General features: G+C 26.0%; 14 protein-coding genes and 1 pseudogene. 2 read left to right on the top strand and 13 right to left on the bottom strand.

Annotation, left to right across the window (positions count from 1 at the left end; genetic code table 11):
• Window positions 1-139: 139 nt before the first annotated feature.
• From APAC_RS07945 to ccsA, 9 genes and pseudogenes are all read right to left on the bottom strand, one after another.
• Window positions 140-676: a ribonuclease H family protein gene (locus tag APAC_RS07945; protein WP_130233607.1), complete on the bottom strand. Its 537-nt coding sequence runs from the start codon at window positions 674-676 to the stop codon at window positions 140-142.
• Between the two features lie 419 nt (window positions 677-1,095).
• Window positions 1,096-1,776 (bottom strand): annotated as a pseudogene (locus APAC_RS13450) (ATP-binding protein); the annotation flags it as partial.
• Window positions 1,777-1,928: 152 nt separating this feature from the next.
• The gene (locus APAC_RS07930; RefSeq protein ID WP_130233606.1) at window positions 1,929-3,224 is read right to left on the bottom strand and encodes a M20/M25/M40 family metallo-hydrolase; all 1,296 of its coding nucleotides are present in this window, start codon (window positions 3,222-3,224) and stop codon (window positions 1,929-1,931) included.
• Window positions 3,221-3,661 (bottom strand): response regulator transcription factor, encoded by a 441-nt coding sequence (locus APAC_RS07925; RefSeq protein WP_130233605.1) that lies wholly within the window; start codon window positions 3,659-3,661, stop codon window positions 3,221-3,223. The genes APAC_RS07930 and APAC_RS07925 overlap by 4 nt, the downstream gene beginning before the upstream one ends.
• A complete protein-coding gene (locus APAC_RS07920; RefSeq protein WP_130233604.1) occupies window positions 3,661-5,658 on the bottom strand; it encodes an ATP-binding protein in 1,998 nt (665 codons plus the stop codon). Before APAC_RS07920 ends, APAC_RS07925 begins: the two co-directional genes overlap by 1 nt.
• Window positions 5,659-5,706: 48 nt before the next feature.
• Window positions 5,707-7,071, bottom strand: coding sequence for an IS4 family transposase (locus APAC_RS07915; protein WP_130232179.1), 1,365 nt, complete (start codon window positions 7,069-7,071; stop codon window positions 5,707-5,709).
• 179 nt (window positions 7,072-7,250) lie between these two features.
• Window positions 7,251-8,048 carry a transporter substrate-binding domain-containing protein gene (locus tag APAC_RS07910; RefSeq protein WP_130233603.1) on the bottom strand — a complete coding sequence of 266 codons (798 nt, stop codon included), beginning with the start codon at window positions 8,046-8,048 and terminating at the stop codon, window positions 7,251-7,253.
• A 2-nt stretch (window positions 8,049-8,050) separates the two neighbouring features.
• The gene (locus APAC_RS07905; protein WP_130233602.1) at window positions 8,051-8,764 is read right to left on the bottom strand and encodes a response regulator transcription factor; all 714 of its coding nucleotides are present in this window, start codon (window positions 8,762-8,764) and stop codon (window positions 8,051-8,053) included.
• Window positions 8,765-8,875: 111 nt separating this feature from the next.
• Window positions 8,876-11,632 carry a cytochrome c biogenesis protein CcsA gene (gene ccsA / locus APAC_RS07900; RefSeq protein ID WP_130233601.1) on the bottom strand — a complete coding sequence of 919 codons (2,757 nt, stop codon included), beginning with the start codon at window positions 11,630-11,632 and terminating at the stop codon, window positions 8,876-8,878.
• Window positions 11,633-11,798: 166 nt separating this feature from the next.
• On the opposite strand from ccsA, the gene cmoB reads away from it, so the two are divergent.
• Entirely contained in the window at window positions 11,799-12,713 is a 915-nt protein-coding gene (gene cmoB, locus APAC_RS07895; RefSeq protein ID WP_130233600.1) for a tRNA 5-methoxyuridine(34)/uridine 5-oxyacetic acid(34) synthase CmoB, read from the top strand.
• 2 nt (window positions 12,714-12,715) lie between these two features.
• Here the strand turns inward: cmoB and APAC_RS07890 are convergent, their stop codons facing one another.
• The 3 genes from APAC_RS07890 to APAC_RS07880 are packed head-to-tail and all read right to left on the bottom strand — an operon-like array spanning window position 12,716 to window position 15,201.
• A complete protein-coding gene (locus APAC_RS07890; protein WP_130233599.1) occupies window positions 12,716-13,690 on the bottom strand; it encodes a GGDEF domain-containing protein in 975 nt (324 codons plus the stop codon).
• A 9-nt stretch (window positions 13,691-13,699) separates the two neighbouring features.
• A complete protein-coding gene (locus APAC_RS07885) occupies window positions 13,700-14,599 on the bottom strand; it encodes a GGDEF domain-containing protein (protein WP_130233598.1) in 900 nt (299 codons plus the stop codon).
• 2 nt (window positions 14,600-14,601) lie between these two features.
• Window positions 14,602-15,201 (bottom strand): MBL fold metallo-hydrolase, encoded by a 600-nt coding sequence (locus tag APAC_RS07880; RefSeq protein ID WP_130233597.1) that lies wholly within the window; start codon window positions 15,199-15,201, stop codon window positions 14,602-14,604.
• A gap of 54 nt (window positions 15,202-15,255) precedes the next feature.
• Between APAC_RS07880 and APAC_RS07875 the strand changes: the two genes are divergently transcribed.
• Window positions 15,256-16,074: a ferritin-like domain-containing protein gene (locus APAC_RS07875; protein WP_130233596.1), complete on the top strand. Its 819-nt coding sequence runs from the start codon at window positions 15,256-15,258 to the stop codon at window positions 16,072-16,074.
• On the opposite strand, the gene APAC_RS07870 is transcribed toward APAC_RS07875, so the two are convergent.
• Window positions 16,071-16,664: a hypothetical protein gene (locus APAC_RS07870; protein ID WP_170170136.1), complete on the bottom strand. Its 594-nt coding sequence runs from the start codon at window positions 16,662-16,664 to the stop codon at window positions 16,071-16,073. The genes APAC_RS07875 and APAC_RS07870 overlap by 4 nt on opposite strands.
• Window positions 16,665-16,669 lie beyond the last annotated feature (5 nt).

Here is a 16,669-nt window from a genome sequence, read left to right as displayed (position 1 = left end):
ATATTCGATGGTCTGGATCTAAACTTCTTATTTGAAAGTACTGAGGGATTAATTGCAATAATAAAAGCATAAAATCTATTTCTTTTATTTTGAGGAAGCATATGATAAATAAATCTATACAATTGAACATCATTACTTTTTAATTCCGGTAATTTATATATATATCATATTTTCCACCTAAAAAAATATTTAATGCTTCTTTTTCTATTTCGTTTGCTGAAAAACTACAAGCTTTTATAATATCTTTATAAGAATATGATGAAAAAACTTTTACAATATTAGAATCGTTTTTTTTCTTTAGTTTTTGAGGATTCATTTTTAAAGCTTTTAAGCTTCTTGCTAATGTAAGTGCTTTTTTTGCTAATTTATCAGCATCACTTATAAAATTCCTTGTTAACCATAAAAATTGAGCAGATGTGAATTTATATTTTACATATAGTTCTAAATTAGAAATATCAATACCCTTACAATCATATACAAATACTACATCTGCATATTCTTTATTTAATGCAATTTTTACACTATAAACTAAAGCAATAAACTCTGCTTCATGTATGTTTTTTATATTTTCTAAAGTAGTTGAATATTTGTTCCCACTAAACGTATCTATAACTCCAATACCAGCTTTTTTTGTTTTATCACAATAACTTGCATCTGAAATCATAAATATATTCATCTAAAGCCTTTAAAAGAATTTACTATTTTTTATTATATTTTAATTAAAAAATGTAATTAAAAATATTACAATTTGAAATATATTATTTGAGTGATTCTTTATGATAAGTATTAAAGTAATCGCACTTGTATAATATTATATATAGTTTAGATTTCATTAGTATAATTAGTATTTTTCAATATACTTATAAATAAATCGATATCTCTTAAAGTAAACGTTGGTGAAATATAAAAAATTTCATTTCCAATCGAATATTCTTTAAACTCTTCTAGATTTAAATATTTTAAATTTTCAATGATAATTATGTCGTCAATTTTATATAGTATTTTATCTTTTACATTTTTTATATTTGTACAAATGTCAAGTGCAAACCAAAAATGCACCAATATGCAGTGCAAAAGTGCACCACTTAGTAACACCTATTTGTTAGAAATATCTAACAATCCAGCTTCCCTTTTTTGCTTTAATCTATAGCTTTCACCAGTAACATTTATTAAATGTGAATGATGAATTAATCTATCTAAAATAGCTGCTGTTAAAGCTTCATCATTATTAAGTACCTCCTTCCATTTTGTAAATGATAAATTTGAAGTTATAATTATTGAACCAAGTTCATATTTTTTATTAACTATTTGGAAAAATAGATTTGCTTGAGCTCCATTAAATTTTACATACCCAAACTCATCTATTACAAGTAATTTTGCAATTCCAATAACTCTTTTAAAATAGCTATCAAGTTTATTCTGAGATTGAGCACTTTCAAGTTGAATCATTAAATCACTTGCAGTTATAAATTTAGTTTTTATTCTTTCTTCAATTTCATCACTAATTGTTGTTTGATTTTTCTTTACAAGTTGTGGTTCAAATGTTCCTGCTCTATCTCTTGGAGTATTTAATTCAAATGTACCATCTGTTGATTTTATAGTTTTACTTGTTTTACCATTTTTTCTATTTCTATTTCCAGATAAAACATCTTGTGTAATATGAGATTCTACTTCAGCTTCTAATGCTGCTTCTACTAATTGTTTTACTAAAGGAGCAAGTACACCATCTTTACCACTAATTTGTTTACCAGCTAAAAGTTGTTGTACTGCTTCATTCTTGTGCTTGCACTCTCTTTGAGAAAATCAAATTGTGTTTCTTCTTTCATTGTCAATCCTTGATATTATTTTATCTGATTGACACAGAATTTCTAACACTCCCAGTGTAAGTAATTTTTTGAAGCTTATATATTTTATATAAGCTTCATATTTTAATTTCTATATTCTTCTGCTATCTTTTTAACAATTTGGAATACATTTTCAACAGAACTAATACTAACTTGCTCTTTTCTAGAGTGAGGGAATTTAATAGTTGGTCCTATTGAAGCTATTTTTATATGTGGATATTTATCTTTAAATATAGCACATTCTAATCCTGCATGAATTGCTTCTAGTGATGCATTTTTATTAAATTCTTTATAGATTTTAAGTACAGAGTTTGTAAATTCATTTATATCTGGTTTCCATGCTGGATATTTTCCATCAGTTGTTACTGTGAAGTTATATTTTTCTAGTAGTTCTATTGTTTCTTCTTTTAGAACTTTTAGATTTTCATTTGCCATAGATCTTGCACTTAACTCTATTTTTATATTATCTAAATTAGTTTTTATTATCGCTAGATTTATTGAGTCTTGAACTACATTTAACTCTGTATTCATACTTCTAAGTCCATTATTAAATTCATATATAAAATCTATTATTCCATCATCCCAAATATTTAAATGCTCTGATTTAGTATCAATTTTCTTGATTTCCATATTTTCATGTGTTAAAGTAGGGGGTGTATTTGTAGCAATAATTGCTTTTACGTTTACAGGGATTGAATTTATTCTCTCTCCTCCATTTATATCTAAAAGCTTACCTCCACACTCTTTTATAGCTTGAGCAACTAGTTTTATTCCATTTGGAATATTCTTATCAATATCAACACCACTATGTCCACCTTGTAGTTTTGAAATTGATATTTCATAAAGGTCTAAATTATCATTATTAGGAATAATCTTTTTATTTGAGTTAATTCCAAAAATATCAACTCCTCCAGCACATCCAATACAAATCTCACCTTCTTCTTCACTATCAAGGTTTAACATATATTTGGCATTTAATTCAATATCTAAATTATTAGCTCCTATTAAACCTATTTCTTCATCACTAGTAAATAAAAATTCTCCATCATACTGTTCATACATAAGTTTTATCATGTATGCACAACCAATACCATTATCTGCACCAAGTGTAGTATTGTCAGCTCTTAAAGTATCTTCATCTTCTTGAATAATAGTAGGAATACATCCATCATCTAAACATACAATATCATAGTGAGATTGAAATACTAAGTTTGCATTAGAGTTTTCTTTTTTACATAGAATGTTATTGTATTTATCTGTTAGGCATAGATATCCTAACTCTTTTGATAGATTTTCCATGTAAGATATAAAAGGTTCATGTGTTCTAGAACATCTTGGTATAGATGTAATTGTTTTAAATATTTCAATAATAGTTTTCAAAATTTAGCCTTAGTTTTTAGATTATTAACTGTTTGTATTATAGTATTTAAAAAAAAATTATAATTAATTGGTTTTTGTATAAAATTAGATATACCTAACTCTTTAAGTTTGTTTAATTTTGAAGATTCGGTATGTGCTGATATTACTATAATAATTTGATTTGGATTATCTTTTAATACTCTCTTACATAAACTAATACCATCCATTTTAGGTAAATTTAAATCAGTAATTAAAATATCAAAGTTTTTACAGTTTTGTCTTTTAAATGCTTCATAATAGTTATATCCTTGTTCCCCATCATGAGCTGTTATAATATTTGGAAAAAAGTTAGATAGTAATTTTGTAATTTGTTCTCTAACCTCGTTATTATCTTCTATGAAAAGGACATTTAATTTTTTAGATAATTGTGTTATTTCATTTATATTTTCATAGTTCATTAAATAAAATCCTTTTTTGGTAAATAGATTTTGAAAATTGCTCCTTCATGAGCGTTTTCAACTTTTAGTAAACCATTACAATGCTCATTTATAATAGTTTTACTCATATATAAACCTAAGCCTGATCCTTCTTTTGATTTTTTAGTCGTAAAATATGGATCAAATATTTTTCCTAAAATTTGAGGTTCAATTCCCCCTCCATTATCACTAACTTCGATTATTGCATATTTATTATCTTCATATGTAGATATTTTTACTCTTTTCTCAGTTATATTCTTATCAATTAATATATCTTCTGCATTTTTTAGTAAGTTTAATATAACTTGTTGAACTTCTGTAGCATAAATCTCTATTCTTTTATTGTATTTAAATTTTGTAGTTAAAATTATATCTTTTGAGTCAAAAGAAGTTTTTATTATATTAATAGATTTACCAATTAAATCCTCTAATGTAGTAATCTCTTTTTCTTTATCTCTTTTAAAAAAATCTCTAAAATCATCAATTGTTGATGAAAGATGCTGGGAGTAATCATTTATTAATTCTAATTCATTTTTTAACTCTTCTTTTGTGATAGGATTATTTAATAACTGTTTTAAAAGTAAATTATTTGTTGTTGCAGAAATTGCTGTTAGAGGTTGTCTCCATTGATGAGCAATCATAGAAATCATTTCTCCCATTTGAGCAAGTCTTGATTGTTGAATCAATTGAGTAGTTTTTTCTTGATTCTTTTTCATTTCTTGTTTTATTTTATCTTCCAGCTTTAAAGTAAGTATCTCTAAATCACTTTCCATCTTTTTTCTTTTATTTATATCCCTAATTACAGCATGAATTACTGGTTCGTTATCTATTTCAATAGATGTTAAAACTACTTCTATCCAAGATTTATTTTTATTTGAATCTAGATGAATCCATTCAAAACTACATATTCCTTTATTTAAAGCTTCATTGATTCTTATTTTTGATAGCTCTTTTGAGTATATACCATTTGATTGTTTTTTAGGTGATATATCTTCAAAACTTTTATTAAGTAGTTTCTTTTTTGTTATATTTAAGATATTTAAACTAGCTTCATTACAATCAACAATAACTTCATTTTTGATTAGTAAAACACCATCTGCTGATTTACTATATATTTTTTCAAATAGTTCTTTTTGTTTTGCTAACTCTTTTGTCTTTTTTTCAATTTCATTATTAGCTAATTGAAGTTTTTGATTATGTTTATCTAAAATAACTTGTCTATATGATAATATTAAAAAAATTATAAATACTACACCAAATACTTTCCATAATAAAGAGTAATCAAATTCCTCTTTTATAGGCATATTTGTCCATTTATTGAAAATTTTAGTATGTTCATCTTCACTAATTGTACTTAGTGCTTTGTTTAAAATATTTAGTAAATTTTTTTCACTATTTGATACAGCAATACTAGTTGTAAAAGGCATATTTGTATATCTTGAAATAAATATATCATTTAAAGCATAACGTGACATATAATAAGACGCAATAGGAAGTGCTTCAATTGCAAAATAGACCTTCCCACTATTTACAGCTTCTAATGTTTCATAATCACTTTTTGTTTCTTTAATTTGTATATCAGGATAATTTGATTTAAGAAGTTTTAGTAATTGATCAGTAGATTTTTTGGCCATAGTTTTTGTAATTACTTCTTCAATATTTTGAACAACAGGTTTACCTTTTTGTGTAATAATTGCATATTTATAGTTTAATACAGGGCTAGTTAAAGTGGAAAACTCTACAAGTTCATCAGATTTTGATACGCTAGGAATAATATCACAAGTTCCATTTTGCAAATTTTTTATAGCTTCATTAAAATTTTCAACCAAAATAGATTCAAATTTTGTATTTAATCTATTTTCAACTAATTTTAAAGTATCAATAGTGATACCTTTTATTTTATTATCCTCATAAAACTCAATAGGTATTAAATCAGGTATATTACACATCTTTATTGTATTTTTATTTTTTAGATACATTTTTTCATCATATGTAAGTATATTATTTAATTCATGTAAGTTATTAGCTTAACTTTCGCACCTAAAACCAAGCAATTTTCCAGTCACATCTCTTAATAGATCAATGATAGCTGTAAAATCCTCATTTCTATTGACAACTTCTTCAATTTTTGCAATCTCATCTAAAATAGCTAAAAATGCTTGCATAGCTATTGCTAGAGTATGAAGTTCACATTCTAAATCTTTAAACAATCCACCAATTGTTTTAGGTTCATTGCTGATACGATTTATATAGCTAACAACATTGTATGTAAAAAAAGATAGTGTAATTCTGGCTATCAAAGCTTCATAGATTCGATTCTCTTCTTTTCCGAATCCAAAGTGTTCACGAAGTTCTTTATACCCTTGTTCTATATCCCATCGTCTTTTATAAATATCTATAATCTCTTCATCACTAAGTATAAGATTGGTTGATACGATTGGTATTAAATTCTCTTTTGTTTTTATAAAAACAATTTTTAATTTACCAGCTTTTTTATGTTCAACTATGGTTGAAAAATACTCAAACTTTATCTTTTTGCCATATTGACCCATCTTGATAGATTTAAGCTTTTTAAATTTGTTATAGATGCCATCAAGGGTCTTTTTCTCTCCTGTAAAATTCCATATCCTGTCATTGTTTACCATTCTTGAAATGACTTGCAATCCAAGTTCATTCATAGTTTCTATAAATACAGGTTTAGAATACCAGCTATCTACAAGCAGATAATCTGCATATATACCACTAGCTACTGCTCTTTTAATCATCTCTATAGCAATTTGTGATTTCCCTTTTAAGCTTTCCAATCTTCGCTTATGTGCATTGGTTCGATGATCAATAATATTTGTAAACTCTTCTATCTTTACCCTTGCATAACTGTTCATAGCAATTGCAAAGTCCAACATAAAATTTGAATAACCATCACTATAGTTTAGTGATACAACATTTACACCTCTGATTTTTCTCTTTGCTTTATTGCTCCAAAGGTTGTCACAACTTCCCTCTATATTTTTACCAACTTTATCTTCAACAGTATCATCAAGTATAAGAACTCTTACTAGCTTTGAATCTTGCACTTTATGAAGTAGTGATAAGATCTTTAAAGAACTAAGAGATAATAGTTTTCTCCAATTATAAGAAGTATTGGAAAGTAATCGATAATATACATCTTTTTTGAAACTATCATTACTTTGATCCATAAAGGTTGATATTTTTTTATTCATAACCAGCATATATACAAAATGTAATACAACCATATGAACAGCAACTCCCTCTTTTTTAGAAAAATTGCTCTTGGTTAAAATAGTTTTCATATTTAACAAACGTAATGTTTCATAGATTGGATTTTTTAACTTATCGTTTATAATACCGATGATCTTGGATTCTATCTGCATTCTTACCCTTTAATATAATAGATATTATAGCTAAAAGTGCCTATTTAAGGGCTTTATTGAGAGTTCAAAATAGAAAAATATCATAGAAAAACAACTAAATTATTTTTATGTCAACAAGGATAAGATTATTAACTAAAGGAGTAATGTTTTAGGGAGATTTAGCTACAATTTTAATCAATTTAACGTGCGAAAGTTAAGTTATTAGATCCAAACCATTTTCTTTTTAAGGTTAAAATTTCTTCATCACTAATTGCTTTTTGACCTTTTTCTAAAATAGAATTTAGATGTTTATTATCTTTATTTGTAGCCATTCTAACTAATGAAACTAATCTATTATCATCTACATAATTAGTGGCAATCACTCCTGAAATATTCCTATTTGAAATTATATAGTCTAAAACATTTTTTTTACCAACTGTAGCATCTGCTTTACCTAAAGATAACATTCTTAGGGCTTCCAAAGAGTCTTTTACAAGAATTTGTTTAATATTAGGATAGTGTTTAGCTAAAAGTTGTTGTGCGAAAAAACCTTTAGGCATTACTATAGTTTTACCTTCTAGTTTTTTTAAAGTATCTATATGTTCATTTCCATTTTGCACATATATAGCATTTGCAGCTGTATGAAAAACGCTAGTAAAGTTAAAGTATTTACTTCTTTCTTGATTTTTTGAAATATTAATAATTGAATCTATTTCATTATTTTTTAACATCTCCATAAACTCATTCCAAGTTTTGTTATGAATATATTCAATCTCCATACCAACTTTTTTTGCAAGAAGATTCATATAATCAATACTAAAACCTTTTGGTACACCATTTTCATTGAAATTATATGGAGGCCAATTCATTTCATTATGAAGTTTAATAGGTTGATTGTTTTTTAGATACTCTTTCTCTTCTAATGTTAGATTTAATTCATTACAAAAAGATGAAGATATTACAAAAAAAGTAAGAATTATAAGTTTAAGTAAGTGCATTTTTAATCTTTTTTATATTTTATACAATAGCCATATGAATATAAAGTCTCAAATAACTCATGGCCTAATTTAGATTTTAATCTTGAAAGTAGATTTCGAATTTTTTTTGTATTTTCATCACAATTATCAAATATAAAATCTTCAATCTCTTCATAGGTTTTTGTTTCACTATTTGTATTTATAAATAGTTGAAAAAGCTTAGTTTCATTTTTTGTAAGCTTTACAGGCTCATTATTTTTTAATAGTCTATTGTTTTGCTTATCCCATATTAAATCATTTTCTAAATAAATAAAACTACTTTCATTTAAAGTATTATACTTTTCAACAATATTAATTAACATAGATGTGATTTGTTCTAAATTGTAAGGTTTTAATAAATAACCATCAATTCCACTATTTATAGTTTTTAAAAAGAAATCTTTATCATCATGGGCTGAAACTACTAAAATAGGGATCTTTTTATTACTTTTTCTAACAAACTCAATAAATGATATACCATCAATTTGAGGCATTACTAAATCAGTTATTATTAAATGAAACTCATTATTGATAAATAATTCTATAGCTTCTTTTCCATTATTTACAGTTGTTATATCATTGAAAAATGACTTTAACATTTTATAAGTTTGATCTTGAACTTCAATATTATCTTCGATATATAAAATATCAAAATTTTTTGTGTATCGAACTACATCTAATATTTTTTCATTTAACATATAATTACCCAATATAAATTAAATTAATTGTATCAAAAGTAAATTAAAAGTTTAGGAAATAATAAAGATTAATATAAATAAAGGAACTAAAAAGCTCCTTTATTTTGGTAGTTAGTTGATTGTTTCTTTTAAGTTTCTATTTTTAAAAGCTAAAATAATTGTGAATATAACAATCACTGTTGTTACATAAACCCAAGTTGGAACTGGAACTGGGTCACCAGTTGCATATGAGTGCATACCTGATAAATAAAAGTTAACTCCAAAGTATGTCATTAAAATTGAACTAAATGCCAATAATGATGCTGTTGAGAATACAAAAGGATTATTTAATGCTTTTACAAATCTTAAGTGAATTACTAAAGCATAAACACAGATTGATACATAAGCCCATGTCTCTTTAGGATCCCATCCCCAATATCTTCCCCAAGATTCATTTGCCCAAACACCACCAAGGAAGTTACCAATAGTTAGCATCACTAATCCAACAATTAATGCAATTTCATTAATTGCTGTGATATTTTTGATATTTTCATCAATGTGAGGTCTATTTTTTCTAAAAATAAACATGATAAGTGTCATAAAACCAAGTATTGCACCTAGACCAAAGAATCCATATGATGCTGTTAATATCGAAACGTGAATAGTAAGCCAGTATGATTTAAGAACTGGAACCAAGTTTGTAATTTGTGGGTCAATTCCTGTTAGGTGTGCAGTAAACATAAATATACCAGCAACAATAACAGCAGCACTTAATGCAAGTAATGATTTTCTGAAAAATATTACTCCAGCAAATATTGCTGACCATGAAATATATAACAGTGACTCGTATAAGTCAGACCACGGTGCATGACCTGATAACATCCATCTAAATCCCATACCAAATGTTTGAATAGCAAATAATATAGCTAAAATACTGAAGAAAACAAATGTTAGTTTTTTAGATTTAAAGCTTGGTTTAAATACTGTAGCAAATGAAAATATTAACATTACTAATCCAAGTAAAACATATGCCAAAGTCAATTTGAAGAAAATATCTAAATTATTAAATAAAATTTCATTATCTATATATGATTCAGTTAAATTTATTTCACTACCAACTTTCACTTGATAAGTTTTAATCATATCTAGGAAATTATTTGCTTCATTCCATTTGTAATCAATAACAGAGTTTATAAAACCTCTAGTCATTGCATCAACAGCTTGTTGATTTTTACCTTCAAATGATGAAATAGCTTCTAATGGAGCATACCATTTGTTATTGTCATCTTTGATATTACCTTCAATTACTTTTGGATAAATACTAAATAGACCTGCATTAAAAGTTGAATACATAATATTTAATCTTTCATCAACTTTAATTATATCTTTTTCAAAAGTACCTCTTTCCATTGGTTTCGTTTGAAGTGCTTTTTCTGCTTCTTGAGTAAGAGCATATTTACCATCTTTAAATACTTCAGAAAAAGCGATATATTTTTCATTATCATTTAAACCTAAGAATTTTTTTAGTTTTGGAGTTTTGATTTTAATTAATTTTAAATCTCCCCAAATATCAGGTCTTGTTAGCATTCCTAAAATAATTTGGTCTGAGTTTAATCCAAACCAGCTATCTTTTCCACTAACTTTTTTTATGATTTCTTTATTTAAAGTTGAAACAGGTTTCATTCTTCCACCAAAACTTTGAGTAACTAATCTTGAGAATTTTTCAGCAGTTGGTGCTGATTCATTTTTGAATTTTTCTAAATACTCTTTAATACTCTCTGTTTTTTGTTGATGATCTTTGTCTGTAACAGTTTCAGCTTTTAATTGAGTTCCCGTAAATCCTAATGTTAAAGCAACAAGTAATGATGCTAAATTTTTGCTTCCTACATATTTAGTAAGTTTCCAAAATCTTGATTTCTTATCAAAGAAATTAATTACAAAACCTAGTGTTAAGATAAAGTATCCTAAATATGTTGGCCATTTTCCTGGGTCATTATTTACTGATAATACAGTACCTGACTCATCTGGGAAATAAGAACTTTGGAAGAATAAGAAATTACCCTCAAATAGTGTTCTGTTCATAAAAATTCTATAATCATAAGATTTTCCATCTTCTTCAATTACAGTAACTTCTGATGCATATGAAGATGGAGACATACTACCTGGATATCTATCTAATTGGAAGTCATTTAATCTAATAGAAAATGGTAAATCTAAAAGCTTAGAACCGTAAGTTAACATTACTTTAATATCACCAAAATCTAATTCCCTTGGCATTCCTTGCTGACCCCTAAGTCCAGGAAGTCTTACTTGTTGTTTTTGTCCATTATATACTGTTTCTACAGTTGTTAGACCCATTTTAGCAGTCGCATCTTTTTTTGCAAACATATAATCAACATAATGAATTTCAATAGATTTATTATCACCAAAATTTATTGTATGTGAGAAGTTATTTAAAGAAGGGAATAGGGCAGTGAACTCTTTTTGATATTCTTGATAATATGATTTATCGCCATCCACAATTGTAACTTGTAAGTAAGGTTCAAGAGAAATCATAGTATTAGAAGTCTCACCTTCTTTGATTTGCATAATTCCTTCATAACCAGCATATCTAGTTATTCCAGCACCAATTAAAATTACTACAAATGAAAAGTGGAATAAAAATTTACCTTTACTTTTCCACATTTTAAATTTGTAAATAATACCGATTAAATTTAAAGTAGTTAAAACCAATACAGTTTCATACCATATATTATTATAAACTAATACTCTAGCTGAAGATGTACCAAAATCATTTTCAATGAATGTAGCATATCCTGCACCTGCTGCAAGTATTACAATTAATAATAATGTTACTTTAAAAGAAAAAAACATGTTTATTAATTTCAAAAATTGTCCTTTTTTAAATTTTAATGATTATATTAACAAGAAGTTAATCTTTGGTTAATGAAAAATGAAAATTTTTTCATATTCGAATTTTGGAAGTATATCAAAAAGAACTTATCATCTCTTTGATTTAAGATGCTTTTTCATTATATATTCATATAATTGCAAAATGAATTTAGAAGAATTACAAAAAAAGAAATATGAATGCCGAACTTGGAAAAATGTTCAACCTTGGTATGATGAAATACTAAAAATTAGTAACATAAAAAAAGGTGAACTTTTCATTGATTATGGAGATTGGTTTACAATTGGAAAGAGAGAAGATTTAACTCAAGAAGAGTTTGATATTCTTGAAAATGCTGCAAAAAAATTAATCCCTTGGAGAAAAGGTCCTTTTAACTTATTTGGTTTAGAAATCGACAGTGAATGGCAAAGTAATATTAAATATAATCTTATAAGACCTCATTTTAATCTAAAAGATAAAGTTGTTGCTGATATTGGCTGCAATAATGGTTATTATATGTTTAGAATGCTAGAGGATAAACCAAAAAGATTAATTGGTTTTGATCCAAGTCCTTTGACATTACATCAATTTGAATTTGTAAATCATTTTGTAAAATCTGATATTACTTATGAAATGCTTGGAGTTGAGCATTTAGAATATTATAATCATAGTTTTGATTTTATTTTTATGTTAGGGGTTTTATATCATAGAGCAGATCCAGTTGGAACTTTAAAATCATTAGCACGAGGGTTGAACTCTAAAGGTGAGATTTTAATTGATACATTTATGATTGATGGAGATCAAGAGATTTGTTTAACACCAAATAAAAGATATTCTAAAATTCCTAATATCTATTTTATTCCAACAATTCCAGCACTTAAAAACTGGTTAGTTAGAGCAGGATTTGAGAATATTGAAGTAATTGCAACTACAACAACAACTAGTGAAGAACAAAGAAAAACAAAATGGTCATTTGATCAAAGTTTGGAAGATTTTTTAGATCCAAATGATCCAACTAAAACGGTTGAGGGTTATCCAGCACCAAAAAGAGTTTATATGAAAGCTAGAAAAATACAATAGGTTTAAAATAAATCTATTGTATCTTCTACTCTTAAATCCTCATAATTAAAAAAAGTACTTCTACCTTTATTTTTAGCTTCATATAAAGCTATATCTGCATTTTTTATTGTCTCATTAATACTTTCTTTATCACTAACTATATGCTTATCCATTCCTATACAAATAGTTTTTTTCAGGATTTGCTTAGTATTTTCATTAACAAGGATTTCAGTTTGTGCAAAATCAGATATTATTTTATGCGCAAGTGATGTAACTTCATGCTCATACTCAGTACTAAGTAAAGTAACTAAAAATTCATCCCCTGTTAATCTACCAACTAAATCAAACTGACTTACATTTGAGTGAATTGTTTTAGCAAGCTCTACTAGTACTTTATCACCTATATCATGGTCAAACTCATCAATAACTGCTTTAAAATGATCAACTCCAATCATTAAAAAATAGATATGAGATTGTTTGTTTTTAGATAAGCTTAAATGTCTTGTAAGAGTTTCCACTAAATAGTTTCTATTATAAACATTTGTAACTGAATCAATTGAAGAAGACTCGACGTAGTTTTTCTTTAAAATACCATTTTGTACAATTGGAGAAATTAAATCAAAAGCACCATCAATTATGTGATATTGATCTTGAAGTATTCTATTATGAACTTTTGAGATTGCTTTGAATGATATTGTAGCATTTAAACTTGTATGTGTATTTACAATAAAAAAGTTTGTAAAATCATCATCTAAATAAAAGCTTTCACCTTCTACTAAAATATTTTCTTTTTCATTTTTATTAATATCAAATAGTGTAAAAGTCATATTATCTATTCTAAATTCATTATGTAACCAAAAATAAATATCTTGAGCAATTTGTTTAAGATTAGTTGCATACTTTAACTGTTCATATAATCTAAAAATTTTAGAAATACTTTCAAATTCTACACCTGTTGAACCAGATGACTTTATAAGCTCTATAATATTATTTTTCATTTTAAACCTTTAGAAAAAATCTATTGTATGAGTCTCTTCTTCAGTAAATTTAAATACCTGTCCTCTTCCTCTATTTTGAGCTTCATATAATGCAATATCTGATTTTTTAAGTATTTCATCTAATGTTGTTGCATCATCTGGATAAATAGATATACCAGTACAAATTGTTTTCATTAAGACTTGATTTGTAGCTTCATTAACTACAACCTTCTCTTCACTAAAATTATTAATAAGTTTCTGTGACGCAATTGTAGCATTTTCTTCATTAATTATATTCATAAGTATTACTAAAAATTCATCATTAGAAATTTTAATAACTATGTCTGATTCCCTAACAGATTTCTTTAAAGAACTAGAAAGTGTTTTTAAAACTTTATCTCCTGTTGAGTAATCAAATTCATCAATAACTGCTTTGAATTGATCAATTGCTATTTTTACAAAAGCAACTTTTTTTTGTTCTCTATTTGCTAAACTAAAAATTGCCTGGATATAATTTTGTAAATAACATCTATTATAAGCGCCTGTTATATGATCTACTAATGATAGCTCATCAATTGTTTTTTCCATATATTTATTGAAAATAGATTGAGAAAAAACTTGTAATGAAAATTTTATACTATTTAAATGACTTTTAACAATGTTGTTGTTCTCATCATCACTAGCATAAAATTCAAATAATATATCAGTGTCACAATTTTGTTTAAATTTTAAAATATCTATTAACTTTAAGTCATGGCTTATATTATCAAAAAAAATAAACTCATTTTCTTTACTTACTGCTTTAATTTTTAGAAAATTGACATTATGATGAAGATTTAGATATTCAAAAGTATTTATACAAGATTTTTCTAAGTCTGATAATTTTAATTTTTCATTTTCATTAATTATTTTTTCACAATTTAAAGTCATTCTTATCCTTGTATATATGATTGCCACTGTTTTAATGTAGAAATTTCGCTTTTTAAAGTCGTTTTATCCCCATGACCTGGGTAAATGTGGAAATCTTCAGTCCATTTAAGTATTTTATCTAAACTACGTCTCATTAACGTAGCATTTGAATTAGGAAAGTCAAATCTTCCTATAGTTCCTTTAAAAATAAAATCACCTGTGAACAAATGAGAACCAATTTGAATGGCTGAACATCCAGGGGTATGACCTGGGAAGTGATGGAATTTTATTTTAATCCCTTCTATTTCAATTTCTTGGTCTGGTTGAATTAATACATCAGGAGTTGAAGGGGGCATTCCCATACCATAAGGATCTTTTTCAAGCATAAATTCATCATCAATTGGAGTATAAAGTTTTATGTTATAAGTCTCTTTTACAATTTGATTTGACCATACGTGATCAAAGTGACCATGAGTATTTAAAACAGCTATTGGATTTTTTACATTGTTCTTAATCCATCTTAACGCATCTACTCCTGGATCTATAATTATATTTTTATCATCAATTGTAACGATATAACAATTAGTTTGATAATCACCCATTGCTTGTACTTTTATATCCATATTAACCTACTTTTTGCTAAAATAATAACTATTATATCAATAGTAAGGTTATGAATGGATTATTTTTCAAATTTAGAAGAGGTTATATTATCAAATGAACCCAAAGATAAAATAGCAAAATTTAAAGTTTTTTATAAAAACTTTAAAGAAAATAACTTTTTTTTCAATAATGACTACACTCCATATAAAATGCAAAACCCATCATATGAAACTTTTTTAAATATTGTAAAACCTACAACTTTACCAAAAATCAAAAATTTCAATTCAATTGAAGGTAAAAAGTATTTATTACATACTATTTTACATATTGAATATTCTGCAATTGATTTAGCTTTAGATGCAGCATTAAGATATAAAGACTTACCAAAAGATTATTACGAAGATTGGTTAGAAGTAGCAAATGATGAAGTAAGACACTTTTTAATGTTGGAGAAACTACTAAATGAACTTGGTGGAAAGTATGGAGATTTTGATGTTCACAAAAATCTTTTTGAAGCTATGGAAAAAACACCTGAGTTTTTAAGAAGAATGGCAGCAGTTCCAAGATATTTAGAAGCAAATGGCTTGGATCAAAATCCAAAAATTATGGAGAAGTTAAATTCAAATAAAGATGAATTTAATGATAAAATATTAGATGCTTTAAACACAATTTTAATTGAAGAAGTTGATCATGTATCAAAGGGTGATAGATGGTTTAAATATGCATGTGATTTAGAAAACTTACCACATGATAGTACATATTTAGAAATTATTGAAGATGTATTTCCTGGTTCTACAAAAAGAAAGATGGACTTAAATTTTGAGGATAGAAAAAAAGCAGGTTTTTCTTGTGATGAATTAAAAATATTATCTAAAAAAGCTGACTGTAGTTAATATATAGCTACATTTAAAACAGCTTTTGTAGTGTCATTAGAGTTATCTAATTCTAAAGTTGAAGATATTTTATCTTTTGATAGCTCACCTTCTAGTGTTTGTAAAATATGCCAAAACCTTTCATTAAAAGGTGTCTCTATTTTTTTTATTTTATTTTCTATAATAATTTTAGCAATTGTTTGAATACAATGAAAATAAAATATTTTATTTTTTGCTCTTTGAGTTTTATAATCTCTCATGATTTTTAGATTATTAATAAATACTTCTTTATCAATATCTTCTAAAGTACTATTTAATACATCATTTTCTTCATTATCTAAATGTTTCAAATAAGAAGAAACTTCTTTATCTAAAGTCTCTTCTAGATTAGGATGATGTTTTTTTAAAATATCTACTATCTCATTTGGAGATAATCTTTTATCATTTAAGACATGAGAATATTTTTGTTTTGAAATATGTGGATGATCAATTGAAACAAGAATATCAATTGCGTACTTTAAATACTTATATTTATCTTCTTTCCCATCTTTAAAAGAAATCCCATGTTGGCTTATCATAGGTTTTAATCCAGCATATTCTATTTTTATCATCTTAT

It is taken from the genome of Malaciobacter pacificus (genome assembly GCF_004214795.1).
In the GTDB taxonomy this organism is placed as follows: Bacteria; Campylobacterota; Campylobacteria; order Campylobacterales; family Arcobacteraceae; genus Malaciobacter_A; species Malaciobacter_A pacificus.
Note: the sequence above shows the minus strand (reverse complement) of the source record. Positions and strands in the feature narration are given on the sequence as shown.

Bases quoted from the DNA above. Each gene is read 5' to 3' on its own strand.
- APAC_RS07945 (WP_130233607.1), bottom strand. From the start codon at position 676: ATGAATATATTTATGATTTCAGATGCAAGTTATTGTGATAAAACAAAA.
- APAC_RS07870 (WP_170170136.1), bottom strand. From the start codon at position 16,664: ATGATAAAAATAGAATATGCTGGATTAAAACCTATGATAAGCCAACAT.
- cmoB (WP_130233600.1), top strand. From the start codon at position 11,799: ATGAATTTAGAAGAATTACAAAAAAAGAAATATGAATGCCGAACTTGG.
- APAC_RS07915 (WP_130232179.1), bottom strand. From the start codon at position 7,071: ATGCAGATAGAATCCAAGATCATCGGTATTATAAACGATAAGTTAAAA.
- APAC_RS07925 (WP_130233605.1), bottom strand. From the start codon at position 3,661: ATGAACTATGAAAATATAAATGAAATAACACAATTATCTAAAAAATTA.
- APAC_RS07885 (WP_130233598.1), bottom strand. From the start codon at position 14,599: ATGACTTTAAATTGTGAAAAAATAATTAATGAAAATGAAAAATTAAAA.
- APAC_RS07875 (WP_130233596.1), top strand. From the start codon at position 15,256: ATGGATTATTTTTCAAATTTAGAAGAGGTTATATTATCAAATGAACCC.
- APAC_RS07890 (WP_130233599.1), bottom strand. From the start codon at position 13,690: ATGAAAAATAATATTATAGAGCTTATAAAGTCATCTGGTTCAACAGGT.
- APAC_RS07905 (WP_130233602.1), bottom strand. From the start codon at position 8,764: ATGTTAAATGAAAAAATATTAGATGTAGTTCGATACACAAAAAATTTT.
- APAC_RS07910 (WP_130233603.1), bottom strand. From the start codon at position 8,048: ATGCACTTACTTAAACTTATAATTCTTACTTTTTTTGTAATATCTTCA.
- APAC_RS07880 (WP_130233597.1), bottom strand. From the start codon at position 15,201: ATGGATATAAAAGTACAAGCAATGGGTGATTATCAAACTAATTGTTAT.
- APAC_RS07920 (WP_130233604.1), bottom strand. From the start codon at position 5,658: ATGTATCTAAAAAATAAAAATACAATAAAGATGTGTAATATACCTGAT.